Source organism: Priestia sp. SRI_019, from assembly GCF_057586255.1.
In genome coordinates this window covers 1,099,512-1,121,623 of sequence record NZ_JBYCZN010000001.1, presented here as the reverse complement: position 1 = coordinate 1,121,623, position 22,112 = coordinate 1,099,512, and the positions used below count along the sequence as shown (strand labels likewise).

The following is a 22,112-nucleotide window of genomic DNA, read 5'->3' as shown; positions in this document are numbered from 1 at the left end:
ATTTATTCTTCGTGCGGACAAATGATTGGATATTTTAAATTCAAATTACCAATAATACCGTTACATGTCTTTTGCCTAAAAGGAGCTAAGTAACGATGAAACTGAAAAGAACAGTAAGCATCACCTTTTTATCAAGCGTTATCTTATTTTCGGGACCTTTATCATTGGTCAATGCATCGGTAAATGATTCTAAAATGACTGTAAAACATTCAGTGAAAGAAGAGCAGCCTAATATAAAGATTTTGGCCACTGGAGGTACGATTGCAGGCTCTTCTAAAAGCAGCACAGACACAACTGGATATGAATCAGGAGCTCTTAACATTAAAACAATTATCAAAGCTGTTCCTCAGTTGAAAAAAATAGCGAATGTAAGCGGAGAACAGGTCGTAAATATCGGAAGTCAAAATATAGATAACAGCATTTTGTTAAAGTTAGCGAAGCGAATTAATACACTATTAGCTTCTAAGGATGTTGATGGAATTGTCGTGACGCACGGATCTGATACGATGGAGGAAACGGCTTATTTTCTAAATTTAGTAGTAAAGAGTGATAAGCCTGTGGTTGTGGTTGGTTCAATGAGACCAGCTACCGCTATAAGTGCAGATGGACCGCTAAACTTGTATAATGCAGTGAAAATTGCCTCTACGAAGGACGCACGAAATACCGGCGTTTTAGTAGCGCTTAACGATCGAATTGGTGCAGCTCGTTATATAACAAAAACACATACAACGGCAGTAGATACGTTTAAATCCCCTGAACAAGGATATGTAGGAGAAATAGCTGGAGATAAGGTAATATTTTATAACAAACCAACTCGCAAGCATACAACACAATCAATATTCGATGTATCAAAATTAGATAAGCTTCCTCAAGTAGATATCATATATGGGTATCAAAACGATTCTAGGAACTTTTATGACACAGCCGTAAAAGCTGGAGCAAAAGGAATAGTCGTTGCAGGAGCAGGAAATGGACTGCTATCCGATGCTGCCATAACAGGTGCTAGAGATGCGGTAAAAAAAGGCGTAGTTATTGTTAGATCTAGCCGGGTAGGAAGCGGAGTTGTGACACATGAAGAATCAGATGATAAAGATACGTTTGTGACATCCGATTCGCTAAATCCACAAAAAGCCCGTATTCTTTTAATGCTTGCTTTAACGAAAACAAAGGATCCTCAAAAGATTCAAACCTACTTTAATGAGTATTAAATCAAAAATATCTTTCATCCTCTGTTTTGACTAAATTTTTTAAGAACAATCGGTAATGGCAGCTTATAAGAAGGACATAAAGAGGTTGAGACATCACTAACATACTTTTATCTCAGCCTCTTTTAATTGAGAAAGAAACCATCCGTAGGTCCCTTATTCATTTCCCCAGTTCTTACTTTCTATAATTAAATGAGTTGATGTGGCGTCTAGCACACGCCATACCAAAGTCTTACCTTTTATATCCTTTAACTCAATAATGCCCTCTAGCTTATTGGTATTCACATGGACACGTTTCTCATCTACTCTTTGCGCACTTTTTAATCTTGTTCCAAATGTTGCAGGGCTTTCTTCCGTTAGCTTTACAATGACATCTATCATACGTTTGTCAGAAACATAGTTTTCGCTGTTCTCATAGTTCTTATCAGCAGGCTTAATAGCGTGTTCTAACCCAGTTTCGTATTGGCGCCAATCAACAATTAAAAAAACCGCAAATACTAAAGACACTGTGAGCAACAAGCCGTAGGCAACATATCGTTTCATTTATTTTTGCTCCTTTCGCAGGAATAGGTTGTATCAGAAAATAGTATCGTATCACTTTAAAAAATATTCCTTTTTCAGCATAAAAGAAGGTACATTTTTTAAAGTTTTCTGCTTATGGAGAGTACAATAGGACTTATCAGAAGCTTAATGTAAGTCCATTGCGAACAATTCGTTCAGGAGGAAAGACAAGAGAAAAATCCTGTTAGAAAACTGAAGAATTTCCCCTTCTTATCACAAGCTTCTCGTTGCATTGTAAGAGCCCGTAAACATACGTTTACGGGCTCTTGTCTCTCATTCATAAGATATAAATACAATGAGTTTAGTATGCATATTTTATTTAATCTACGTTATTTTTCAATATGTTCTCCAGTTATTTGAACAAAACTTTCATTTCTATCTAATGGAACAGGAGGGCGTTCTCCTAAAGGAACCTTCCAGTGCCACCATTTGAAGATTCTAGCAATGACGAAACATAGAATCGATATGCCTGCAAAAATCCCAACAAACGTCCAGTGCTGTCCGCTTAGCAGCATAACAGGCCCTGCTGACCATGCAAATAATTCTAACGGTGTATTAAGCGGTCCAACTACTGCTGTATCTGTAAGTGTTTTTGATTTATTATTAGGGTCAATAATTCTTAATAATGTAAGTCCGATAGCAAATACACCTGTTGAATAGCCATACACAAATATAGAACGTTCAAACCAGCTTTCATAGTTCATGGCTGGTCCAATTACGACTAGCATCACCACTACTATTGCTATGCCAGAAAGCATTAATAAACCAAGTGGAAGTGCATATTCCACAACGATAGGTAATTTAATTGAAGCTACACCGAAAAATACAAGAAAATCGGTTGCTGCACTGCCCAAACGGTCGACTATCTTACTATCGACGTATTTATAAACTCCTTTTTCTCCTTTGCCTAGCAATATGTACATAAGCAGTGCTATTAAAAATGCTATTGTAAACGTTGGGAATTCTAGTCCCCAAGCAGTCGCAATATAGTTATTTAATAGATAACCCAAACCTGATGGCACAACTAATAATGCTAAATGAAAGGCTAATGGATCCATCGCAATTGGTGAAATAGTGTCATTCCCCATTGCCGTTCTATTTTTAGGCTGAACTAATCCAGTTTTTAGATCTTCCGAAATTTCCGAGAAGTCTTTTACGTAATGAGTGTATCCCTTTCGAGTTGCCCATTTTATAAAAATAAGTCCACCAAAAATACCTGCTAAAATACCGCCAGTAGCAGCGGTCATTCCTAAGTCCGTTGCATTTTCCCAGCCTAAGTTTTCAAAGGTTGTACCTACCGCTGCCGCTGTTCCATGTCCTCCATAAAATCCGGCTGCTAAAAGTAAACCAAATCCGTTATTAATTTCTGGAGCAAACTTTGAAATCACTAAAATAGAAAAGACAATCGGAATAGACATTTGAAGGCCTATACAAAGAATTTTATAAGTAGCATATGCGCCCATTCGATTAATATCTTTTTTCATATTGCCGGGTGAAAAAGAAAACCCGTTTATTCCAACTGCTGCAAATACAAAAATGGTAATAATCCCTGCATAGGAGCTAATATCTTCAGAAAAAGGTAGAACATTTAGAAAGCTAGGTCCTAGTGCTAAACCTAAAAAACCTGCCAATAAGCTTGCTGGAATAAAACTTCTTTGGATAAATTTAAATTTTGCACGAAGCAGCATGCCTATTAAAATCAGAACGCTGGCACAAGCAAAATCTACTAGTATCGTATATACAGTCATTAATATCCTCCTTTCATCACGTTACATGCTTAAAAAATTAGTTGATCTCGTTGATGTAGCTGGCGGTGCTGGCTCTAGTTTCTCCTCTTGTATATGTAATACGTCCTCTGGTCTGATCCAAGGTCTATTTTGGATAGCACTTGTTTCTTCATGTGTAAGGTATCCTTTATAAGCTGTTAAACTGCGTCTTAAAAATCCATCTTTGATACAGGCTGATTTTACACCCAAATTTAAGATGGACTGAATATGTGGCAGCACGGACGCTGCATAAGCTACAGAAGTAGAATTAGCAATCGCTCCAGGAATGTTGCTTACACAGTAATGAACGACACCATTTTCAATATATGTAGGATGTTCATGAGTTGTTTCACGGAAAGACTCAATTGCACCATCAGTATCATTGCTAATATCTACAATAACTGATCCCTTTTCCATTAAATTGAGCATATCACAATCTATTAAATAATCTTTCCGTTCCTTTGGCCATTTCACACAGTTAATCACCATATCAGTTTCAGGAAGCAATTTTTTAATATTTTGCTTAGTTGATAGCTGTGTATTCACTTTTTCATTATACGTTTTACCAATATCTCTTAACGTTCCGTAATTTACATCCATAACCGTACACCACGCGCCTAATGAATGTAACACCTGCAGAGCTGACCTTCCTACTAGTCCTCCTCCAAGAATCAGTACCTTCATACCAGGAGCTCCAGCTAAGCCACTAACAAATTTTCCTTTTCCTCCGTTAATCGTCAGCATGGCTTGCAGCCCCATTAGTGCGCCTTGTTTTCCTGCTGCTTCACAGTTTACTGAACCAAATCGATGTGAATCCTCCGCTGTGAATGCAATACATCTGCTATCGAGTATAGCCTGTACCTGCTCTTTGTGTGCCGCTGGATGTATACACGTATAGATAATTTGATTTTCCTTGAGCAACTTATACTCATTTTCTTCAATCTCTTTAACTTTTGCTATAAAGTCACATCTTTCATACATCTCTTCTGTTGTTTCTACTATTTCTGCCCCTTCTTTTTCATACTGTTCATTCGTAAATCCCGCTAAGGCGCCAGCATCTTTTTGAACAAGAACCGTATGGCCATCGTCTTTAATAGCAGCAACCTCTAAAGGTGTCATAATGACTCGATATTCTCCCACTTTCTTATCTTTTAATACGCCAAATACCATGTTGATCCCCCTAAGTTAGTTTTGTAAATGCCTCTCCTTCATGCGTGGTCTTAAGTTTAAAGAAACTATTATAAATTTTCAGACTAAAATAAATGTACTTTATCTTGCTCCACACAAACTTTGGAGAGATTGTTCTAATAGAACTTTATTCTGCATTTACTTACCAAATTATAAATTAAAATGAATAAAAATTCAAAAGAATTTGAAATTAACGCCTATTTACACGTGTCATGACAAGCTGTTACCGTATTAACCTTGCATAGAAAAAAAGGTTCCACTCATCAACATTCAATGAGTGAAACCCTTTTTTGATTATCTGCGGCTAGCTGTGCCTCTGCTTTTTTGCAGATGCGCTTTGTGCCGTATAGCTAACAGGCTACTTTATTACTGAAATACTGCCGTTATGAGTGGCTAGTTTAATGATATTCTTTCCTTTTCCAATAACAGCGTCCCCATCATATTTATTCAAGATATCTACTTTCCCGTTGTCGACAGAAACGTTAAATTGAACGTTACTTGGTTCTTTTTCCGTCGTAATCTTAATCTTTCCATTGTGCGTTTTAAAGTCAATATCTCGATCAAGTTCTTCTGTTTCAAGAGCGATGCTTCCGTTATGCGTTTCGCCTTCTAAACTACCTTCCACTTTACTCAGCGTTATTTTCCCGTTATTTCCTTTTGCTTGAACCGTTTTTGCTGCAGCATTTTTTATGCTTGTAAGTCCATTGTGTACGCTGGTGTTCAAGTTTTGTGAATCAATGTTCTCTAATTCTACACGTCCGTTGTTTGCGCGAATGGAAACATCTGCTGCGCGTAATTTTTTAACAGACACATACCCATTGTTGCTGGAAATCCCCAATGAATTATACTGTTTTTCAGGCAGATAAACGTTGATGGATAGCGGTTTTAATACACTCACAATGTCAAAATTGACCCAGCTGCGCTGTTGTTCATTATAGGAGATAAAAAGCGTTGAATTTCTAACGTCAGTAGTGAAGTCTCTTTTTATGTTAGGAGATGTTTCGCCTTTTAATGTTACTTTGATATTATTGCCTTTACTAGGGTATACATGAACACGAGTATTATCCGTATCGATGTTTACCTTTGATACTTGATTGCTTTTAATAACTTTTTCTTTTGAAATAGGTTCAGGATCAATAGCACGATACGTAAGGAGGCCTCCTATAATCCCAACAAGGATGAGAATACCTGCAAGAATGGAGAGTTTCTTTTTATTCAGCACGTTTTAAACCGCCTTTCACGAGTGATACATTGTATTTTAGATAACGTACAAAGCCTTTTATAGCTAGCTTCGTCACAACTAACATACCTAACATAATAAAATATCCAAGTCCGCAAAATGCTAAAGACATAAAAAGATTAAAGAGAAAAAAGCCGCTCGAATGTACAATAGCCTCACCGAGAACTAGAATAGGAGATAGCAAGAAACATAGACCTATGGCCCAAGCTGACAAAATGAAGCCAGCTAATGCCACGGCGGGCCCAAGAACAATCACTACATTAAAAAAAGCTAAACCAATTACGGCCCAAGTGGCTCTTAAAATATTTTGAGTTGTTGCCTTAGCTGTTGCTTGCTCAACATGATAATCTGCCAGCAGTTCTTTAGCTATTTGATTCGGAGAACCTAGCGACGTTACAATTTCTTCTTCCGTTTTTCCTTCTTCTAAGCCGATGGAAAAATGTTCTTCATAATCTTGTAAAATATCTGCCCGTTCTTTTGCGGATAATGGTTTTAAGGATTCATTTAACTGCTGTAAAAAGCTACTCTTTGACATTGTTCACACCTTCTTTAATTAATTGATTAACACCTCTTGAAAACTCGTTCCACTCATCGACAAGTTCATATAAATAATCTCTTCCTTTATCTGTGAGCTGATAATATTTCCGTGAAGGACCTTCTGTAGATTCTTTTAAATACGTTGTAAAGTATTCTTCTTTGGTTAACCGGCGCAGCAAAGGATATACGGACCCTTCTGATATTTCAATTTGATCGGAGATTTTTTGAACTAGCTCATATCCATAGCGGTCTTTTTTATCAAGCAACACAAGGACACAAAGCTCTAAAACTCCTTTTTTAAATTGTACGTTCACTGTTCTTCACCCTTTTCTTTTCACAGTTCACTACTGTTTATTGTATAGTACTTATTCATAATGATTTCCTAATAATTACAATATATCACCAGCTATTGTTTATTGCAAGGTACTGTTTAATATTTTTTTGAATTTTAACCATTTTTACAGTCGTAAGGTGCTTTTTATAAAGCAAGGTTCAACCTTCTTTTCTAATTAGCTTGTAGCTAAAATTATTTTAACGTACCCAAAAGAAAAAGTAGTCTATAGCTATAGACTACACAGCAGCGATCATGTCAGGCTATTTCTCCTTAGCTTGTTGGATAAATAAAAAGAAAACCGTTATTAAAATAAAATAATTTAGAGGATTTTTGAAAATATCCCCTCCTAAAGCCAATTGTACTAAAATCCATAAAGCGAAGATCACTAATACGCCTGGTATTATAAGCTTGTTCATACATCACTCATCCTTCGTTTAAAATAATAAAGCAATCATGGCTCTCCATACTTGTTTCATACTCTAACATTAAATCCATAAATAAAATCCATAAATAGCTTTGAAAGCATACTGATTGAATATTTATAAGAATATCACCTTTAAGATAAAATTTAACAATTGTTACTATAATTGATAGAAATTCCTTAAGTACATTTGATTTTTTTGTAATAAATTAAAGAAAAAAGAAACCGTTATTTTACATTTTCAAACAATAAAAAACAGCCAATTTTATGGCTGTTTTAAAGTAGACTGCTATCAAAAATTTCATTTTCTAGGTGGAGCAAATTCTTCCTGCAGTTCTTTTAAAAACGCAGCCGCCGCAGCTGAAAGAACATGATGCTTTTTCCACACGATATTTAAACCTGATTCAAGTCTTGGCTGTAACGGCTTGAAACAAAGATTGCTAGTCGTAGACGTATTGACGATTTTATCAAGTGTTATGGCATATCCAACGCCTTCTTCAACCATAATCGCCGCATTATAGGCAAGATTGTATGTAGTGACAATGTTTAATTTATGAAAATCTTCGCCAAACCAATCCGCAAACTCATTTTTTGAAAACGTCTGTTTCACGGCTTGTCGTGAACAAATCAGTGGAACGTTTACTAAATCTTCAGCTTGAATGCCTTCTTTGACGGCAAGAGAGCTGTCTTTTTTCATAACAACGCCCCAAACATCTTTGGCAGGCATATTCAGATAATTGTATTTTGAAATATCGGCTGGCTGAATTAAAATACCGAAATCAAGCAATCCCTTGTCAAGCCGTTCCGTTATATCTTCTTCGTTTCCGCTGTAAAGGTGATATCGTATATTGGGATAACGTACCTGTACATCTTTTGCTACTCGTGCAATATGTTTCATTGCTTCAGTTTCCCCGCCGCCTATATAGACATCACCACCTATTGTTTCTTCCATCGAACTAAACTCTGCCTCTAATTTATCCACCATATTAACGATTTCTTCTGCCCTGTTTCGCAGAAGCATTCCTTCATCTGTCAGAATGACACTATGACTGCTGCGAATAAATAGTTTTTTACCTAACTCTTGTTCAAGATCTTTTAATTGTCTCGACAAAGTTGGCTGTGTCACATGCAAAAAATCAGCAGCTCTCGTGATGTTTCCTTCTCTTGCAACCGTAAGAAAATAGCGCAAAACTCGAACTTCCATATACCGCTTCTCCTTTCACAAGCTTTAGTATATATATCTCAGAAATGCTTATCAAGCATACCATGATATAAGATATAAGTATTTTCTATATTTAAAAGGAGCCATTAGAATAAATAGCAACGAAGTTCATATCACGAAAGCAACACTTTTAATTATTCAAAATTGAAAGGAGTTTAAAATGAAAAAATTTTTATGTCTGTCTTCTATCTTAGTAACAAGCCTTGGCCTCGCTGCTTGTAGCAACAATAATTCATCTGCAGCGGACAGAGATCATAATGCAAGTAATCCTTCAAACCAAGCACCAGAACAGCCAAAAGAAGATTCTATTTCAGGTACAAGAATCAAATTAACGTTTAACGATAAAGAAGTCTTGATTAGGATGTACGATAACCCAGCAAGTATGGCTTTTCTAGCTCAATTGCCTTTAACAGTCACTTTTGAAGATTATATAGGTAAAGAGAAAATTAGTATTTTACAAAAAAGATTATCAGCAGATGATGGACAAGCTGGAGATCCATCAAAAAAAGGCGACTTTGCTTATTACGCTCCTTGGGGAAATGTAGCTATTTTTTATAAAGGTTTTGAGGATGCCACAAATGACCTTATCATACTAGGTCAAATTGAGTCTGGAAAAGAAAACGTTGAAAATATTCATGGTGATTTTACAGTTACCATTGAAAAAGTGACTAAGTAAAAACATGACAATTGCTCGGTAAACAGCCGGCTTTTAAGCAGCTAGAACAGAACTCTTTTAGAAAGAAGGAAATTGATTTTATGTCTAAACAACATAAGCTACTTATATTTGTCTTAACCTTAGGAGCTTTCGGGATTATAAATACCGAAATGGGGGTTATAGGGATACTGCCCTACATTGCGGATCACTTTCATATCAGTGTATCAAAGGCCGGGTGGCTGGTGAGTCTCTTTGCACTTACTGTATCAATATCCGGTCCAACTATGCCGTTATTATTTTCAAGGGTCAACCGCAAGAAAGCGATGTTGCTTGTACTTGGTATTTTCGTTTTAGGTAACATTATCTCTATCTTAACTTCTAACTTTGCTGTTGCCATCATTGCGCGTGTGATTCCAGCTATCTTTCATCCAATTTATTTTTCAGCAGCTTTTACAATGGCTGCGAACTCCGTTAACAAAGAAGACGCTCCAAAAGCCGTTTCAAAAGTCTTTATTGGCGTATCTGCAGGTATGGTACTTGGTGTACCAATCGCAAGCTTTCTTGCAAGCACAGTTTCATTTCAACTATCAATGACATTTTTCGCTGTCATTAACGCTATAGTATTTATTGCTACATGGGCATTCTTCCCTTCTATGCCTGTTAAAGAAAGTCTTTCCTACGGAACTCAGCTCAGCGTATTAAAGAACCCCGTTACTTGGCTTTCCATTATTGCTGTCCTTTTACTGAATTCAGCAGTATTTGGGGTTTACAGCTATCTTGCTGAGTATCTTAAAAGCGTTACGAACATCTCTGGAAAATTAATTAGCTTCATGTTAATTCTATTCGGTGTGGCAAATATTATTGGAAACATTATCGCAGGGAAGTTACTTACGAAAAATGCCATCAAAACGGTAGTAGTTTTCCCTTTCGCGTTGGGAGTCGTTTACATCATTTTATTCTTTACCGGACAGTTTACTTGGCCTATGGCTATCATGACTTTAGTTTGGGGAATATTCGCTGGTATAGGAACGAATATTAATCAATATTGGATTTCATCAGCAGCTCCTGAAGCACCTGATTTTGCAAATGGATTATTTTTAGCATCCGTTAACTTAGGAACAACGATTGGTACAGCTGTAGGTGGACTATTTATATCAGGAATGGGTACAGAATACGTCGTACTAGTGGGGATCTTGTCATTAGTCTTGAGCGTAGTATTTATTTTACCAAGAAGCTACATGCATCGTCCTGTAAGTCAACTTTCAAAATAAGGCATCAACGTAACTTTCTTTTTGGGGATCCGTATATAGGATCCCTTTGTTTTCTTTTATTACATAATGAGAGTGCTTACTAATCTACCTATAAATTAAAGCGCTTAATCGCACTGTAAAAATTATTAGTCATTATAAAGCTATAAATACGATTAATGGCTTCTTGATAGGGATTTGGTTATTTATTCTTGGGAGCGTGCTGTTGCTCATTCGTCCAACGATTAAATTAGTTCATGATTTTCACTTACGAAAATATTTAAAGGCAGATTACCCCAATAAATAATCTTCTTTGCGAAAAATTCTCCTTGTGAATTCTATATATCAAAATGGGGTGTACGCGTTAGCCTACACCCCATTTGGTTCCACTTTTAAATCAAATATATTACTCTAGGTCTAACCCTTTTTCATTCAATTTATGAGAAGTCACAGCAATTACAAACTTTCCATCACCTAAATCTTTTTTATGAGAGGTTAGCTCCTCTGTGAAAATACCTAAATTTGTTGCACGGTCTTCTTCATTTGAGTAATTTTGCACCACAAAAAATTTCTTTAATTTATCTAAAAACGGTAACTAATTTTATCTATAATATACATATTAGTTAATTGATTTAATCCCATATTCTAGGTCGATCAACCTCCATAATTCTCAAATACTGTAAGAGTTGTCCAGCGTGTACGGATTCATGATAGCCTATCCGCATCAACATATCCCCTAAAGAACGAATATAACCAACATCTGAACGGTCTATTTGAATGTTAGTTAAATCTTCTTCAGAAAAAGTAGTAACCATGTCTAAAAATTGTTGGTGGTATGATGCTGTAAACTCCAATTCATCCTTTATAGATTGTAAGGGTCTTTTTTCAAAAGGAGAATCAAATTCCTTTAAGCTGCCCAAATTTTCGATAGCTAGATGATAATAGTATTCTGACTCCAAGACATGACGAACCATTTCTATGCATGTCATAGCTTCTTTATCTGGCTTCCAATCGAGTTTATCATCAGGAATTGCTTGCCAAACCTTTATACTTCTTCTTCTAATCTCTTTTATATTTAATACTATTGCATCTGTTCCATTCATTTCCATTCCTCCTCCTATCATCATTTCACATGATTTCCCCAGCTAATTCTTCCCTGGACATCTTTTTCTCTTCTCTTAACTTCTCCAGCTGTTCCCCTAAATTCACCTTCATCACCTCTAAGGCTTAGCTTACAATAAATATGTAAAAAATTCCATAAACGCTTAGTAACAAGCTGTAAACCATTAGTTAACACAGCAAGTATTAGTACTAATCACTATACATGTCCCTATTTAACAAATAAAAAAAGCTAGCATAAAGCTAACTTTTTTAAGTCAGAGAGAAAGGCAGGCTAATAATTAGCAACCGCCAAATCCTCCCCAACAAGCACAGCCAATAATGATTAATAAGATAAACAGCACGATAATTAAAGCAAAACCACTGCCACCGCCGTAACCGCAGCCGCCGCCATAACCATAGCCACAACCTCCGCCATAACCGCCAAAGAACATAAACTTCACCTCCTTCTTCTTCATACATTTAGCATATGATGAAAAACGAAATGTGCTCCACGAAGTGGATAGACTACGTTTTATATCACTATAAATAAAAAATAATAACCTTTTAGTTTCTTTTACATACAATGAAGCATCCTCAGATCCCACCCATATATGAGTTTTACTCCCTCTGCAATAGATTGTTTGAATTCCGCCCAATCAGTTCTATTGCGTACAAAAGTATCCCCGCACAACCTAGAATAAAAAAGTCTTTCTCACATTAGAGAAAGACTTTTTTATTGTTATTAATAGCCAAATCCGCGGCCGTAACAGCTGCATCCAATAATGACAAGAAGAATAAACAGAACAACTAATAAAGCAAAACCAGAACCTGCTCCACCATAACTAGACATACAAACACCTCTTTTCGTGGTATTTAACTAAAGGAAAAAACTTTAAATATACATGGGTTAAGGTATTATATGTAGACATAGCTCATATCGATTGTATTTTGCTCTAAAATAGGCTACTTTGTTTAACGATAGCTAGATACCATCAATTTCACATAGTAAAAAATGAAGGGGCTTTTTCGGCTATCAGCGCCAAGGACGAGGTCTAGGAGGACAGCTTGGAGCACAAAAATGCTGATGCGTTTCCTGACATACAACGGATTCTGTATGCGGGAATGAGTGCATATATTTATAATTTTTTTGATAAACATTTGTGATATGACTAGGATGCACCACTGGTACAAACACATTTTGACCAGTAAAAGATGTGTTTTGTTTAACTGGGTCATACTGAGCAGGCATGGTTTGAGGAGGCAATTGACCACATGGTTTAGCTTGTGGATAACCGCAGTTACCTTGCTGAGGATACATAGCCCCTTGATAACCACCGTAATTAGAGTGCTGATAAGGATAGTTGTTTCTCATATTAAAAATCTTCTCCTTTCTGTTAGTAGACTCCTATTACTGTATGTGAAACAACCATAGAATGTTTGGACAAATACCTAAAAAAGACCCTAATGATTTAGGGTCTTCTTTACCAAGAGAAAAAGAAACGTGTATCCTTAGTAACATAGCTATGAGACTAAGAAATAGAAGGTTTTTTAATGCCTATTATTCCTCAAGATTAACATCCATCGCTGCGTTATCAATATTATTTAAAATGGTTTTGTTTTTATCGTCTAATTCATTACGTAAAAGTGAATTACGCGTCGCTTCGTATAAATCGTAGCTTCTTTCGTCAACTGGAGAATTATGATCTTCACATATCATCTTTTCTGATTCTTTGGATTGATCCGCCATATCAGTCACCTCCTCTGTATAGTATGTGAATTGATTAGAAAAAACATAAGAATTTTATCTGGCTACCGTTGGATAAGGTTTAATCAACGGTTGGCTGTTTCTGTATATTGTTTTTACATATGACCTAATATTAGGTAGACACAACCGTTTCTTGAGCATGCTTTTGAATGATTTCTGGAACTTCCAGCAACGAATTAACGGTTATCAATTTACCTTTTGGCGCAATATCAATTTTAACTTCGTTGTAGCTCCACTCCAGTTCAGAAGGCACGTGAATCGCATGTATTCCAGCTTCTACTGCCGGTCTTATATCGGTTTTTAATGAATTACCAATCATCCAAGTCTTTTTTGGATCGTACTTAATTTGGTTTAGTATCTCTTTTAATGCAGATGTATCTTTCTGTTCAGAAATGAACACTCTTTTTTCAAAGTATTTAGCTAGCTCTAGCTGAACAATTTTTCTACCTTGATTTTCCTCGTCTCCACCTGTATGTAAGTAGAGATTATGTCCTTGTTCTTTTAGCTTATCTAATACTTCATACATATTTGGCAAAGGCTCTATCGGTACTTCAAATACACTTTGACCAATTTTTTTGATTCTTTCGACTCTATCGTCATGGATATCTTGATGATTTTGTTCACTAAAAAATAAATAAGTAGCTACTAATGATTCTGGAAAGCGGGAAGAGTGAAGGCCATACTTTTCGATACTTTTTAAATCTATCTCTAACTGCTTTTGTTTTATTTCTTCCTTAGTCAGATTCTCAAACCACTCCTGCAATTGAGCCACAAAAGCATTTATGGTGTCTCTAAAATATTTATTACAGTGAACAAGCGTATCGTCTAAATTAAAAAGTAAGGTTTGCTTCTGCATTTCGTTAAATCCTTTCTACAATGGATGTACAGACAGTATATAAAAAAACACTAACCACTTTTGTTACCTATCCAAATCTAGCACGAAGGTGAATTTCCCAATACGTTAGGCACAAGCAATTGATTACTATACTGAAATGAGAATATTTAATGGAAAGACCCTTCTAGCGTATAAAATAGAAGGATCTTTTTATAAGATAAAAAGCTGCAGGATATTCCTGCTAATAAATATAACGTTCAAAATGTTTTCTATTCATGTTTGTTTTGAACGTAGAGGTACTCAGTCCTGAACGATTTATTAGCAGTTGGCTGCCTTCGCCTTCTTTAGATATATTCATTTCAAGATCTTGTATAGTGAAAGGATCATACATATACGTTGTTCGTTCAGTTTCTGTGTGCGACATTAAGTTCACCTCTATTAATAGCCCTCATTTTTCTAAATCCTGTTAACTCGCTTACAGCAGGTTCTTTAATGAAAATATCTGCGTTTCATAGGTCTTTTCGCTAAAAAAGATCCGTCATTTTCTACTTTTTTTATTAAGTTGTAATTTCTTGTGGCTCTTCACCTTCAAGGTCAGTAAAGAAATTTTCTAAGGTTTCCCTTGGGTCGAGAGCACGCCCATCTTCTTCGACAATACGGTTAAGCGTAGGATCATTATTGCTATCTTTATTTTTATAGTTGTTATAATCAACTCTTTCTGCAATTACTGAATTATCAACATCTTTAAAGTCTTTCATTGGCATAAAAACACCTCCTAGCCCTATTGTTTGAAAATTTGAAGATAAAATAAGTGGAAGGTTAAGTTATATTTTTATTTCCCGAGAATTAATTAGCTACTTGTTGCTAAGAGACATATACAACATGCTTAATTGTTTTACGAAATGGGGAAACTAAAGCGTCAAAACTTAATTTACTGAGGAGGAATATAAGTGGAAAGAAATCCAAGCACAAGACAGTTTCAGGATGATTTAAAGCAGTATCAAATGCCAGATTCAGTAAAGCAACAAAAATCAGGAACTTATCGAGTCGGATTTCAGTCAAACACTGGAATTGAAAAAGGACAGAATCAGCAAGAAGGAAAAGAAAATAAATAAGCTTAATCACTTTATCCTTTTACATGACGAGGAGGGCATCTCATGGTCACCAAAAGGTGTTAGTCATTTGTCATTTAAATGGTATACACATGAACATGAAAAAAGAATGACAAACAAAATGTCATTCTTTCTCCTACACATGGCAAGGATATAGTTTTTTTCACAAGGAAATGAAACATCTAATTTCACTTTTTACAGTGTCGGTTGTTTCTAAAAACTAGTATGTTATCCTGATAAAAAAATAAACATCCATCATTTACCACACATATACCTCTTGGCCTCTAGGAAACTTAAGAAAAACAAGGAGGTGACACAACATGGCAAACAACAAAAGCAGCAACAACAATGAATTAGTAGTATACGGTGCTGAACAAGCAATCGATCAAATGAAATATGAAATCGCTAGCGAATTTGGTGTAAACCTTGGTGCTGATACAACTGCACGTGCAAATGGTTCAGTAGGTGGCGAAATTACAAAACGTCTTGTGCAATTAGCTGAGCAACAACTTGGCGGCGGACGCTTCTAAGACAACTTTATAATTGATGGCTGAAGGAAGAGTGGGTATCCACTCTTCCTTTTTGTACGAATAAAAAAGGAAGGAAAGATTATATGCAGCAAAATCAACCGGCTAAAGAAAATGCTAGCTTTACTGAAAAACCAGCAGCTTCTGCAACAAATCCACAAAAAGTAAAACAAGAAATCCAAAGAGACGTAAATGAAGGACAAGGTGCAATGACTTCTCGAGAAGCAGGCGCAATGCGTGATTAAAAAAACACTTTAAGCAGTTTTTAATCACGGACTCTTTGTATAAGAACCTATAAAAGTACCTCAATTAACCGAGGTACTTTTAGCAGTCTACTCTATTTCGACGGGGGAGATACTGTCTGTGACTTCGGGTGTGTTTCATCAGGTCCATACTGGTGAAACACAAAGGCAAACGGTCTAATCCCCAATATATAAAAGGCGAGCCTGCCTTGTCCACCTGAAAAATAATTAGTTTGTATTTTGTCCGTCGCCATTCAGCCCTTCTTTTATGTACCCGTTAACCTGACTATTTGAAAGCAACCCAATATGTCCAATGCCATAAAGTTGAATATATTTCTATATCTTGAACAAACGAATCAAGACGCCATGAAGCATCTAACCACCTCTTTATTAACATAAATAAAGAGCTTTTTCTTATCAACAAATTCTCCATTTTGACAAAGATTAAGTGTATATCAATGGATTGCATAAAATAAGTAAACAAGACCATATTAAATATGAATGATAGGTATAAAAAGTATATTTCCTTCCAAACCATAGGAGATCGTATATGAATAATTATAAAAATGACAATACTGCAAGACGCTATATTGCTCATGTTAGTATATTTGGAACGACTCAAATTCATTTAAGAAACCCCTATATTGTTGCTTGGTGGTCAGCAGCTTTTCCTGGGTTTGGACACTTGCTACTGTCTAAATATCTTCGCGGCTTTGTGTTATTTATATGGGAGGTCGTCATAAACCTTAAATCTCATGTAAATTTAGCAATGATTTATTCTTTTCAAGGAAACATTGATATGGCCAAAGACGTGCTTAATACAAGATGGCTTCTTATTTACATTCCCGTTTATATTTTTGCTATATGGGATAGTTACCGAACAACCGTTGATTTAAATAAAATATACGTGTTAGCTGAAAGAGAAAATCATCGGTTCAACTCCTTTAGTATAGGAGCCATGGAAATAAACTATTTAGATAAACGGAATCCCATCCTATCCGTTGCCTGGTCCTTGTTGATGCCAGGTCTAGGACAACTTTATATTCATCGGATCATTGGTGCTTTCTTTGTTATCATCTGGGCAGTTGTTTTCTTTTATTATTCTCACCTGCTTGAAGGGATTTCTCTGCTATTTTTAGGAGAAATAAAACAGGCTACCTCCGTTTTAAATAAAGAATGGTTGTTATTTTTCCCTTCTCTATATGGTTTTGCTGCTTTTGATTCCTACATGAATACTGTTGAGAACAATAAACTTGTGGAAAGAGAGCAAAAAAATTTCTTCGAGAAAACGTATCAACATCCAAGCTTTTGTATTGCGAAAGGAAAAAAGGTGGAGTGAAAACATGCAGGTCTTTTCTACATTTGAATACTCCAGTTACATAGAATTAGCTGTTTCAGAGCTAGAAAAAAAAGGGATAAAGAAAGAAGATATATTTATTGTTCCTCTTAATAATCGAACGGAAGATCGTCGAATTTTTGACAGCCTTCATCGAGCCGATGGAGTTTCTCTTATTGATTTAGGAATGGCTCTAGCCACAGCCTTTTCCGTCATTGGTGCAAGCATTGGCTTTAAACTAAGCTGGGGCCCTATTTATTGGGGAATTATTAGTGCTTTTATCGGATTTATCTTAGGACTAGGAATTAAACTATTTATATTTAAAGTAATCAGGAAAAATCAACGACTTCTGCGTGGCAAACATTCGGAAGTCATACTCATTGTTGATTGTCATGCTGCGGACGCCGAAATCGTTGAACAAACTTTGTGGAAAAACCTTGCCTTAGGTGTTTCAAAAGTTGGATCTGATGGCTTATAAAAATAAGTCATCACCCAGCAAGATACAGGATGAATGAATTACTATGCAGATTTGATAATAACTTCCTTAACGCATTGAGGGAGTTTTTCTGTTTTTAAGCTGTATATTCTTTAATTAACATAATGGCATTTATTAGAACCAAAAAGCCTTTAAAAAGAGCTTTTTTGGTTCTAACATATGTTAAATGCCATTCTACCATCCTTTGTGATTTCTTAATGTCGTAATATGAGCAATATGATGCTTTCCATGCCAAGCGTAAGTCGCTATTAATTGTTCAATCGTCACTTCCCCGTTTTCAGGGTGGTGGATCGTTTTCTTTAGATCTATTTCATCAAGTGAGTTTAACACTTTATGAAGACGCTTATGTAAAGCTGAAAAAAGTTGAAGAGAAACTTCTATAGGTAAATCATTATCAGGAAGATCCGACCAAGCCACTTCATCATAGGCCTTAATAGTAGGCGCTTGCTCTGTTAAGCCTAATTTAAAACGAGTATAAGCATTTATATGTGAATCAGCTAAATGATGAACAACTTGACTTAATGTCCAACCGCCTTCTCGGTAAGGTGTGGCTAATTGTTCTTTCGTCAGCCCTTCTACAGCATCAGCTAATTGCTTTGGTGCATCTCCAATGTCATGAATCCAACCTTGAATATCTTCTTTCTGAATATTTTCTTTCACCGTAAATTTTCCAATAGGATATTGATTAAACATACTTCTGCCTCTCTTTCTATTTTTATTACTATCTATTATAGCAATTTTAAATGTAAATAAATTTAAATATTCAGAATTAAATATAGATAAAAAATTATAATCTATAAATATGCCGTGTACTTTCAGTTGCTATCATGTACATTCTCCGCAGTACAAAGACCTGCCTTTGCTATAATTCATGATAATTATTTTCCTGAATTAGGCCCCTTTTAATTAAAACAATAAACATATAGATAAACTTGCCGTAAAATTAAGTTGAGGTGAGCAAATTGAGCAGTGATTATAAAAGCTATTTCTACAGTAAGTTCTTTTTAATATATTTTATTACCATGTCGTTATTTATTATCGTTGATATTATAGAATCAGGAAGAATTACACTCTTTTCTTTTGGAGACAGCTGGAATTTTATTTTGTATCAAATTGGTTTTTGCTTAATTGCTATTGGCTTTTTTAGTGCCTTCCTTGCAAACTTATTATGGAAAATAAATAGAGTTAAATAAATACGTCATAACCCTCTACAGAAATAAAAGAAGACCTTCAGCTACTGGAAGGTCTTTTTTGGATGTTTGCTTTAAGCGTTTGTAATCTTGATTGGGAATCATTTGTTTGCCTAATTACTTTTTCCACGATGTACTGATATCCATATAAAACAACGGCTAAAACCGTAGTCATTCCCCAGTACATGCTTGGCGGCATCTTTTTCATTTTAAATATACCCGCTTTTTTCAAGGCACCACCAAAAGGAAAAATATTAAACCAGTCTAACACCGTATTGGCAAGTATGTATTTTAGAAAAGAGCCGTACGTTAGCTTAAATATCCAAAGCGTTCCTATTAAGTGAGGACCTAAAATATAAGTAAAATCTATAGGTGCTTTAGGAAATAAAGGATTGTTATTTCTAAACCATTTTTTCTGATTGGCAATGACGGTAAACACAATGATGAATAAGTTAGCGAAAGTAGCTACAGGCAAAAAGCGGACAAATGATTTTGTTCCTATAAAAGGCGCGGTTAACCATGGAAAGATTAGCACGCTTAAAGAAATGATCAATTTTCTTTTGTACTTACGCATGAATTGTCTCCTCAAACTGTATTTTCAGAAATATTATTACCTAAAATTGAAAGATTATGTAATATGTACAACGATTCTAGGCAAAGATAACCTAGATAACCATGACATACGTATATTTTTGTATTTCTATGCGGTTCTACTTTTGCACTTTTTAATGGTGAATCTCAATAAAGTTAAATTATTTTTTAATTTATATAGCGTTTATTTCTAGTGACGATGGCATTAGAATCCAATCTTCAAAAAAAGAAGCATCTAGCTTTTAAAGACTAAATGCTTCTCCTCCTTTACACCTTATAGATTTCATTAGACGACAGCCAGTCAACGAATTGATGATACGGATAATATGTAGTCCCTTTCAGCTCAATCTTTGGAGCCCCGGGATATTTTGTTAACAGCTCTTCAATTTCACCTTTACTTAAGTGAAAGTGATAGTGTAGATCTTTTTCTTTAATTAAATAAGGATATTTTGATTTTCTTTGAGGTTTGCTAAAATTCTTTAAACCATCGCCTATAAAATAACCAAGGGCAGCTAATCCTAACGCTAACCAAAAAAAGTTCATTTCCAAAGTAAGGTACCCCCAAACATTCTCATCAAATAAATTTCATCATAAAATTCATAAAAAATAGACCTTACTTTATAAGACCTCTACAAATTAGCCAGCTTTTCATCAGCTATAAACTTCATAAGTATACCTGCACCTGACACATTTAATACGATGCTGCTACCTAAAATAACACCATATAGTAATCCCGTAATATGTAATGTTAAAACTAAAACCAAAAAGACTGTTCCTGTACCGACTAAAAGTAATCCCAAGCTTCGATTGTTCATCTATTTCACCACCAAAAAATAAATATAGTTATATTTTAACATAATTATATTTATTTTACTGATTAAAAAGTCTTTCTATTTATATGCTGTATACAACATATTGCCCAAAATAACAAGCTAAATGTAAAGGCGTCCATCCCTCTGAATTAAAAGCGTTAAGTAAAGATGGCTCTTTATTTAATAACGCTTTTATCTCTTCGCTTTCTCCATTCACCGCCGCATTTGTTATTTGATCAATATATTCCATTTTACATCCCCCTAATATATAGAAATACCTTGATTATATTTCCATTTTATCATAGGTTAGTGAATGAACAAGACATACAAACTTAGGTATATAAGTCGGAAGGACGATGGGGAATACGATGATAAAATTAATTATTATAGTTCCTTTAGTTAAGAATGGAGAGTTGATATGAAAACAACTAATAGCGAAGAGTTAGACTTCCAGTGGTATGGCGTAAAGGTTCTTTATAAGTACTTAATAGTGGATAAACCTAATATAGAAAAGATTGACGAAAATTATGAAGAACATCAGATATTTGAAGAAAGTATTTTATTAATTAAAGCCCCATCATTTGACCTAGCCTATGAAATTGCAGAAAAGAAAGCAAAAGAATGTGAAGACAGCTATACCAACGTTTATGACCAGACTGTGAACTTCCAATTGATTGAGAGTTTAGATGCCTTTCTCTTGTGTGAAGAAGATGAGTTACCAAGTGGTACGGAAGTATATTCACGTTTTTTGCATATACCTAAAGAAGAAAGTTTAGCTAATGTCTTATCTAGGCACTATCCAGAAGTTATGGAAAATGAAACAGAGCAGATACGGAAAAACTTCATTTTAAGGGATAGAGATTTTAATTGAAGATTCGGTATATGGTATCCATACTCTGTGGAAACAACAAACAAAGAGCCTTAAATAAGGCTCTTTATTTGTTCTCTATTTACCTTTGTTTTTCAAGAATAAAAGCTCAAGCACACTATTAATTACACTGCATCTGTCATTATATATAAATCAGATGGCCTAATTTTGTTTTCTGAAATTAAGTATGGATGGCATTTCATTAAAGCGAGTTTCAGAGCTTCTGGTACTCTGTCTTCATCATACGCGCATACTAAATATAATCCGCCTTCCGTTACTAATGTATCTGCTTCATTTTCAAACTCCTCTAAAATAGGGACTATTCCTTCTTGCTGTCCCCATTCTACATGAGCCCATATTTGAAAAGCCATACTGTTTTTATAGAAAGGATCTAAGTGTGTAGAAAGATGCTCAAAAATGATAGCGGGTTGAAAACTGCCGCTGGAACAATAATAATCAAAGTTATTAATAGTATGTATGTACGTTAATTGGCCTTTAGTTAAAATCCCCTCTAATTTTTCAAAAATTAATGGAATTACTCTTTCACTTTCAATAACTAAAGTATGTCTATCCTGTTCAATCCCCGAAACAATATAAGACACAAGATTGTCTACGTAATTTCTCATATCATTAATATTGTAGTAAATATGAACGCTTTCATTATTCTGTATTAATTGAGCAAACTGATTTTTCAAGTGTGTACGCTCCCTTATATAAGATCAACCTGATTTTTAAAATGCTTAAACTAGTAAACTGTCTATCTATTAGAACGATTTTACGCTTCGCACTCTTGTCTGTCAAAGCTGGATGTTCTAGCCTTTATTTTGAGGTGAGACAGTTATTCTGATGCCTTGACTGAAG

At 35.2% G+C, this 22,112-nt stretch carries 33 protein-coding genes and 1 pseudogene; 10 read left to right on the top strand and 24 right to left on the bottom strand.

Features of this window, described 5'->3' with window-relative positions:
* Positions 1–95 precede the first annotated feature (95 nt).
* Positions 96–1,208: a type II asparaginase gene (locus AC2YJL_RS05830; protein WP_251568553.1), complete on the top strand. Its 1,113-nt coding sequence runs from the start codon at positions 96–98 to the stop codon at positions 1,206–1,208.
* 153 nt (positions 1,209–1,361) lie between these two features.
* On the opposite strand, the gene AC2YJL_RS05825 is transcribed toward AC2YJL_RS05830, so the two are convergent.
* The 8 genes from AC2YJL_RS05825 to AC2YJL_RS05790 all read right to left on the bottom strand — a co-directional run bounded on the left by AC2YJL_RS05825 (position 1,362) and on the right by AC2YJL_RS05790 (position 8,456).
* A complete protein-coding gene (locus AC2YJL_RS05825; RefSeq protein WP_230933311.1) occupies positions 1,362–1,748 on the bottom strand; it encodes a hypothetical protein in 387 nt (128 codons plus the stop codon).
* Between the two features lie 347 nt (positions 1,749–2,095).
* On the bottom strand, positions 2,096–3,514 hold the full coding sequence (locus AC2YJL_RS05820; RefSeq protein ID WP_251568551.1) for a sodium/glutamate symporter: 1,419 nt from the start codon (positions 3,512–3,514) through the stop codon (positions 2,096–2,098).
* A gap of 21 nt (positions 3,515–3,535) precedes the next feature.
* Positions 3,536–4,702 (bottom strand): alanine dehydrogenase, encoded by a 1,167-nt coding sequence (locus AC2YJL_RS05815; RefSeq protein WP_251568549.1) that lies wholly within the window; start codon positions 4,700–4,702, stop codon positions 3,536–3,538.
* 376 nt (positions 4,703–5,078) lie between these two features.
* Entirely contained in the window at positions 5,079–5,942 is an 864-nt protein-coding gene (locus tag AC2YJL_RS05810) for a DUF4097 family beta strand repeat-containing protein (protein ID WP_487374666.1), read from the bottom strand.
* Positions 5,932–6,495, bottom strand: coding sequence for an HAAS signaling domain-containing protein (locus AC2YJL_RS05805; protein WP_230933313.1), 564 nt, complete (start codon positions 6,493–6,495; stop codon positions 5,932–5,934). The genes AC2YJL_RS05810 and AC2YJL_RS05805 overlap by 11 nt, the downstream gene beginning before the upstream one ends.
* On the bottom strand, positions 6,482–6,811 hold the full coding sequence (locus AC2YJL_RS05800) for a PadR family transcriptional regulator (protein WP_028409849.1): 330 nt from the start codon (positions 6,809–6,811) through the stop codon (positions 6,482–6,484). Before AC2YJL_RS05800 ends, AC2YJL_RS05805 begins: the two co-directional genes overlap by 14 nt.
* Before the next feature lie 280 nt (positions 6,812–7,091).
* On the bottom strand, positions 7,092–7,247 hold the full coding sequence (locus tag AC2YJL_RS05795; RefSeq protein WP_230933314.1) for a hypothetical protein: 156 nt from the start codon (positions 7,245–7,247) through the stop codon (positions 7,092–7,094).
* 306 nt (positions 7,248–7,553) lie between these two features.
* The gene (locus tag AC2YJL_RS05790) at positions 7,554–8,456 is read right to left on the bottom strand and encodes a LysR family transcriptional regulator (protein WP_230933315.1); all 903 of its coding nucleotides are present in this window, start codon (positions 8,454–8,456) and stop codon (positions 7,554–7,556) included.
* A gap of 178 nt (positions 8,457–8,634) precedes the next feature.
* On the opposite strand from AC2YJL_RS05790, the gene AC2YJL_RS05785 reads away from it, so the two are divergent.
* The 3 genes from AC2YJL_RS05785 (at position 8,635) to AC2YJL_RS05775 (ending at position 10,683) form a co-directional block, all read left to right on the top strand.
* Positions 8,635–9,150 (top strand): cyclophilin-like fold protein, encoded by a 516-nt coding sequence (locus AC2YJL_RS05785; RefSeq protein ID WP_487374665.1) that lies wholly within the window; start codon positions 8,635–8,637, stop codon positions 9,148–9,150.
* 80 nt (positions 9,151–9,230) lie between these two features.
* A complete protein-coding gene (locus tag AC2YJL_RS05780) occupies positions 9,231–10,400 on the top strand; it encodes an MFS transporter (RefSeq protein ID WP_487374664.1) in 1,170 nt (389 codons plus the stop codon).
* Positions 10,401–10,563: 163 nt separating this feature from the next.
* Positions 10,564–10,683, top strand: a complete 120-nt coding sequence (locus AC2YJL_RS05775) for a YrhK family protein (protein WP_269067670.1) — start codon at positions 10,564–10,566, stop codon at positions 10,681–10,683.
* A 99-nt stretch (positions 10,684–10,782) separates the two neighbouring features.
* On the opposite strand, the gene AC2YJL_RS05770 is transcribed toward AC2YJL_RS05775, so the two are convergent.
* The 9 genes from AC2YJL_RS05770 to AC2YJL_RS05730 all read right to left on the bottom strand — a co-directional run bounded on the left by AC2YJL_RS05770 (position 10,783) and on the right by AC2YJL_RS05730 (position 14,841).
* Positions 10,783–10,938, bottom strand: coding sequence for a hypothetical protein (locus tag AC2YJL_RS05770; RefSeq protein ID WP_230933318.1), 156 nt, complete (start codon positions 10,936–10,938; stop codon positions 10,783–10,785).
* Between the two features lie 70 nt (positions 10,939–11,008).
* Entirely contained in the window at positions 11,009–11,479 is a 471-nt protein-coding gene (locus AC2YJL_RS05765; RefSeq protein WP_487374663.1) for a DinB family protein, read from the bottom strand.
* 297 nt (positions 11,480–11,776) lie between these two features.
* Positions 11,777–11,929 carry a YjcZ family sporulation protein gene (locus AC2YJL_RS05760; RefSeq protein WP_013058439.1) on the bottom strand — a complete coding sequence of 51 codons (153 nt, stop codon included), beginning with the start codon at positions 11,927–11,929 and terminating at the stop codon, positions 11,777–11,779.
* Between the two features lie 290 nt (positions 11,930–12,219).
* A complete protein-coding gene (locus tag AC2YJL_RS05755) occupies positions 12,220–12,327 on the bottom strand; it encodes a YjcZ family sporulation protein (RefSeq protein ID WP_016766356.1) in 108 nt (35 codons plus the stop codon).
* Positions 12,328–12,510: 183 nt separating this feature from the next.
* A complete protein-coding gene (locus tag AC2YJL_RS05750) occupies positions 12,511–12,849 on the bottom strand; it encodes a CotD family spore coat protein (RefSeq protein ID WP_369361362.1) in 339 nt (112 codons plus the stop codon).
* Between the two features lie 186 nt (positions 12,850–13,035).
* Entirely contained in the window at positions 13,036–13,224 is a 189-nt protein-coding gene (locus tag AC2YJL_RS05745) for a hypothetical protein (RefSeq protein ID WP_013058440.1), read from the bottom strand.
* 130 nt (positions 13,225–13,354) lie between these two features.
* Positions 13,355–14,098: an HAD family hydrolase gene (locus AC2YJL_RS05740; RefSeq protein WP_369361363.1), complete on the bottom strand. Its 744-nt coding sequence runs from the start codon at positions 14,096–14,098 to the stop codon at positions 13,355–13,357.
* A 220-nt stretch (positions 14,099–14,318) separates the two neighbouring features.
* Positions 14,319–14,501: a hypothetical protein gene (locus tag AC2YJL_RS05735; RefSeq protein ID WP_487374662.1), complete on the bottom strand. Its 183-nt coding sequence runs from the start codon at positions 14,499–14,501 to the stop codon at positions 14,319–14,321.
* 133 nt (positions 14,502–14,634) lie between these two features.
* Positions 14,635–14,841 (bottom strand): hypothetical protein, encoded by a 207-nt coding sequence (locus AC2YJL_RS05730; RefSeq protein ID WP_487374661.1) that lies wholly within the window; start codon positions 14,839–14,841, stop codon positions 14,635–14,637.
* Positions 14,842–15,027: 186 nt separating this feature from the next.
* Between AC2YJL_RS05730 and AC2YJL_RS05725 the strand changes: the two genes are divergently transcribed.
* The 3 genes from AC2YJL_RS05725 (at position 15,028) to AC2YJL_RS05715 (ending at position 15,961) form a co-directional block, all read left to right on the top strand.
* Complete coding sequence (locus tag AC2YJL_RS05725) at positions 15,028–15,192, top strand: hypothetical protein (protein WP_230933324.1); 165 nt, start codon at positions 15,028–15,030, stop codon at positions 15,190–15,192.
* A 317-nt stretch (positions 15,193–15,509) separates the two neighbouring features.
* The gene (locus AC2YJL_RS05720; RefSeq protein WP_050690258.1) at positions 15,510–15,719 is read left to right on the top strand and encodes an alpha/beta-type small acid-soluble spore protein; all 210 of its coding nucleotides are present in this window, start codon (positions 15,510–15,512) and stop codon (positions 15,717–15,719) included.
* Between the two features lie 83 nt (positions 15,720–15,802).
* Complete coding sequence (locus tag AC2YJL_RS05715) at positions 15,803–15,961, top strand: hypothetical protein (RefSeq protein WP_165592303.1); 159 nt, start codon at positions 15,803–15,805, stop codon at positions 15,959–15,961.
* Positions 15,962–16,186: 225 nt separating this feature from the next.
* Here AC2YJL_RS05715 and AC2YJL_RS05710 read toward each other — a convergent pair.
* Positions 16,187–16,288: pseudogene (locus AC2YJL_RS05710) on the bottom strand (esterase); the annotation flags it as partial.
* A 220-nt stretch (positions 16,289–16,508) separates the two neighbouring features.
* Between AC2YJL_RS05710 and AC2YJL_RS05705 the strand changes: the two are divergent.
* The gene (locus AC2YJL_RS05705; RefSeq protein WP_487374660.1) at positions 16,509–17,297 is read left to right on the top strand and encodes a hypothetical protein; all 789 of its coding nucleotides are present in this window, start codon (positions 16,509–16,511) and stop codon (positions 17,295–17,297) included.
* A 4-nt stretch (positions 17,298–17,301) separates the two neighbouring features.
* Positions 17,302–17,772 (top strand): inorganic phosphate transporter, encoded by a 471-nt coding sequence (locus tag AC2YJL_RS05700; RefSeq protein ID WP_230933326.1) that lies wholly within the window; start codon positions 17,302–17,304, stop codon positions 17,770–17,772.
* Between the two features lie 192 nt (positions 17,773–17,964).
* Here the strand turns inward: AC2YJL_RS05700 and AC2YJL_RS05695 are convergent, their stop codons facing one another.
* The 5 genes from AC2YJL_RS05695 to AC2YJL_RS05675 form a co-directional block, all read right to left on the bottom strand.
* Complete coding sequence (locus AC2YJL_RS05695) at positions 17,965–18,483, bottom strand: YfiT family bacillithiol transferase (protein ID WP_230933327.1); 519 nt, start codon at positions 18,481–18,483, stop codon at positions 17,965–17,967.
* 537 nt (positions 18,484–19,020) lie between these two features.
* Positions 19,021–19,554 (bottom strand): hypothetical protein, encoded by a 534-nt coding sequence (locus AC2YJL_RS05690; RefSeq protein WP_251568538.1) that lies wholly within the window; start codon positions 19,552–19,554, stop codon positions 19,021–19,023.
* 284 nt (positions 19,555–19,838) lie between these two features.
* Positions 19,839–20,120, bottom strand: a complete 282-nt coding sequence (locus tag AC2YJL_RS05685; RefSeq protein WP_025749994.1) for a hypothetical protein — start codon at positions 20,118–20,120, stop codon at positions 19,839–19,841.
* 80 nt (positions 20,121–20,200) lie between these two features.
* Positions 20,201–20,386: a hypothetical protein gene (locus AC2YJL_RS05680; RefSeq protein WP_230933329.1), complete on the bottom strand. Its 186-nt coding sequence runs from the start codon at positions 20,384–20,386 to the stop codon at positions 20,201–20,203.
* Between the two features lie 79 nt (positions 20,387–20,465).
* Positions 20,466–20,633 carry an ankyrin repeat domain-containing protein gene (locus tag AC2YJL_RS05675; protein WP_251568536.1) on the bottom strand — a complete coding sequence of 56 codons (168 nt, stop codon included), beginning with the start codon at positions 20,631–20,633 and terminating at the stop codon, positions 20,466–20,468.
* Positions 20,634–20,801: 168 nt separating this feature from the next.
* Here AC2YJL_RS05675 and AC2YJL_RS05670 point away from each other — a divergent pair, with 168 nt between their 5' ends.
* Positions 20,802–21,254 carry a DUF4288 domain-containing protein gene (locus AC2YJL_RS05670; RefSeq protein WP_230933331.1) on the top strand — a complete coding sequence of 151 codons (453 nt, stop codon included), beginning with the start codon at positions 20,802–20,804 and terminating at the stop codon, positions 21,252–21,254.
* A gap of 122 nt (positions 21,255–21,376) precedes the next feature.
* On the opposite strand, the gene AC2YJL_RS05665 is transcribed toward AC2YJL_RS05670, so the two are convergent.
* Positions 21,377–21,946, bottom strand: a complete 570-nt coding sequence (locus AC2YJL_RS05665) for an MEDS domain-containing protein (RefSeq protein WP_487374659.1) — start codon at positions 21,944–21,946, stop codon at positions 21,377–21,379.
* Positions 21,947–22,112 lie beyond the last annotated feature (166 nt).

Coding starts and splice junctions, on each gene's coding strand:
- AC2YJL_RS05830 (WP_251568553.1), top strand. CDS start 96: ATGAAACTGAAAAGAACAGTAAGCATCACCTTTTTATCAAGCGTTATC.
- AC2YJL_RS05825 (WP_230933311.1), bottom strand. CDS start 1,748: ATGAAACGATATGTTGCCTACGGCTTGTTGCTCACAGTGTCTTTAGTA.
- AC2YJL_RS05820 (WP_251568551.1), bottom strand. CDS start 3,514: ATGACTGTATATACGATACTAGTAGATTTTGCTTGTGCCAGCGTTCTG.
- AC2YJL_RS05815 (WP_251568549.1), bottom strand. CDS start 4,702: ATGGTATTTGGCGTATTAAAAGATAAGAAAGTGGGAGAATATCGAGTC.
- AC2YJL_RS05805 (WP_230933313.1), bottom strand. CDS start 6,495: ATGTCAAAGAGTAGCTTTTTACAGCAGTTAAATGAATCCTTAAAACCA.
- AC2YJL_RS05795 (WP_230933314.1), bottom strand. CDS start 7,247: ATGAACAAGCTTATAATACCAGGCGTATTAGTGATCTTCGCTTTATGG.
- AC2YJL_RS05790 (WP_230933315.1), bottom strand. CDS start 8,456: ATGGAAGTTCGAGTTTTGCGCTATTTTCTTACGGTTGCAAGAGAAGGA.
- AC2YJL_RS05785 (WP_487374665.1), top strand. CDS start 8,635: ATGAAAAAATTTTTATGTCTGTCTTCTATCTTAGTAACAAGCCTTGGC.
- AC2YJL_RS05780 (WP_487374664.1), top strand. CDS start 9,231: ATGTCTAAACAACATAAGCTACTTATATTTGTCTTAACCTTAGGAGCT.
- AC2YJL_RS05765 (WP_487374663.1), bottom strand. CDS start 11,479: ATGAATGGAACAGATGCAATAGTATTAAATATAAAAGAGATTAGAAGA.
- AC2YJL_RS05760 (WP_013058439.1), bottom strand. CDS start 11,929: ATGTTCTTTGGCGGTTATGGCGGAGGTTGTGGCTATGGTTATGGCGGC.
- AC2YJL_RS05755 (WP_016766356.1), bottom strand. CDS start 12,327: ATGTCTAGTTATGGTGGAGCAGGTTCTGGTTTTGCTTTATTAGTTGTT.
- AC2YJL_RS05750 (WP_369361362.1), bottom strand. CDS start 12,849: ATGAGAAACAACTATCCTTATCAGCACTCTAATTACGGTGGTTATCAA.
- AC2YJL_RS05745 (WP_013058440.1), bottom strand. CDS start 13,224: ATGGCGGATCAATCCAAAGAATCAGAAAAGATGATATGTGAAGATCAT.
- AC2YJL_RS05740 (WP_369361363.1), bottom strand. CDS start 14,098: ATGCAGAAGCAAACCTTACTTTTTAATTTAGACGATACGCTTGTTCAC.
- AC2YJL_RS05735 (WP_487374662.1), bottom strand. CDS start 14,501: ATGTCGCACACAGAAACTGAACGAACAACGTATATGTATGATCCTTTC.
- AC2YJL_RS05730 (WP_487374661.1), bottom strand. CDS start 14,841: ATGCCAATGAAAGACTTTAAAGATGTTGATAATTCAGTAATTGCAGAA.
- AC2YJL_RS05720 (WP_050690258.1), top strand. CDS start 15,510: ATGGCAAACAACAAAAGCAGCAACAACAATGAATTAGTAGTATACGGT.
- AC2YJL_RS05715 (WP_165592303.1), top strand. CDS start 15,803: ATGCAGCAAAATCAACCGGCTAAAGAAAATGCTAGCTTTACTGAAAAA.
- AC2YJL_RS05705 (WP_487374660.1), top strand. CDS start 16,509: ATGAATAATTATAAAAATGACAATACTGCAAGACGCTATATTGCTCAT.
- AC2YJL_RS05700 (WP_230933326.1), top strand. CDS start 17,302: ATGCAGGTCTTTTCTACATTTGAATACTCCAGTTACATAGAATTAGCT.
- AC2YJL_RS05695 (WP_230933327.1), bottom strand. CDS start 18,483: ATGTTTAATCAATATCCTATTGGAAAATTTACGGTGAAAGAAAATATT.
- AC2YJL_RS05690 (WP_251568538.1), bottom strand. CDS start 19,554: ATGCGTAAGTACAAAAGAAAATTGATCATTTCTTTAAGCGTGCTAATC.
- AC2YJL_RS05680 (WP_230933329.1), bottom strand. CDS start 20,386: ATGAACAATCGAAGCTTGGGATTACTTTTAGTCGGTACAGGAACAGTC.
- AC2YJL_RS05675 (WP_251568536.1), bottom strand. CDS start 20,633: ATGGAATATATTGATCAAATAACAAATGCGGCGGTGAATGGAGAAAGC.
- AC2YJL_RS05670 (WP_230933331.1), top strand. CDS start 20,802: ATGAAAACAACTAATAGCGAAGAGTTAGACTTCCAGTGGTATGGCGTA.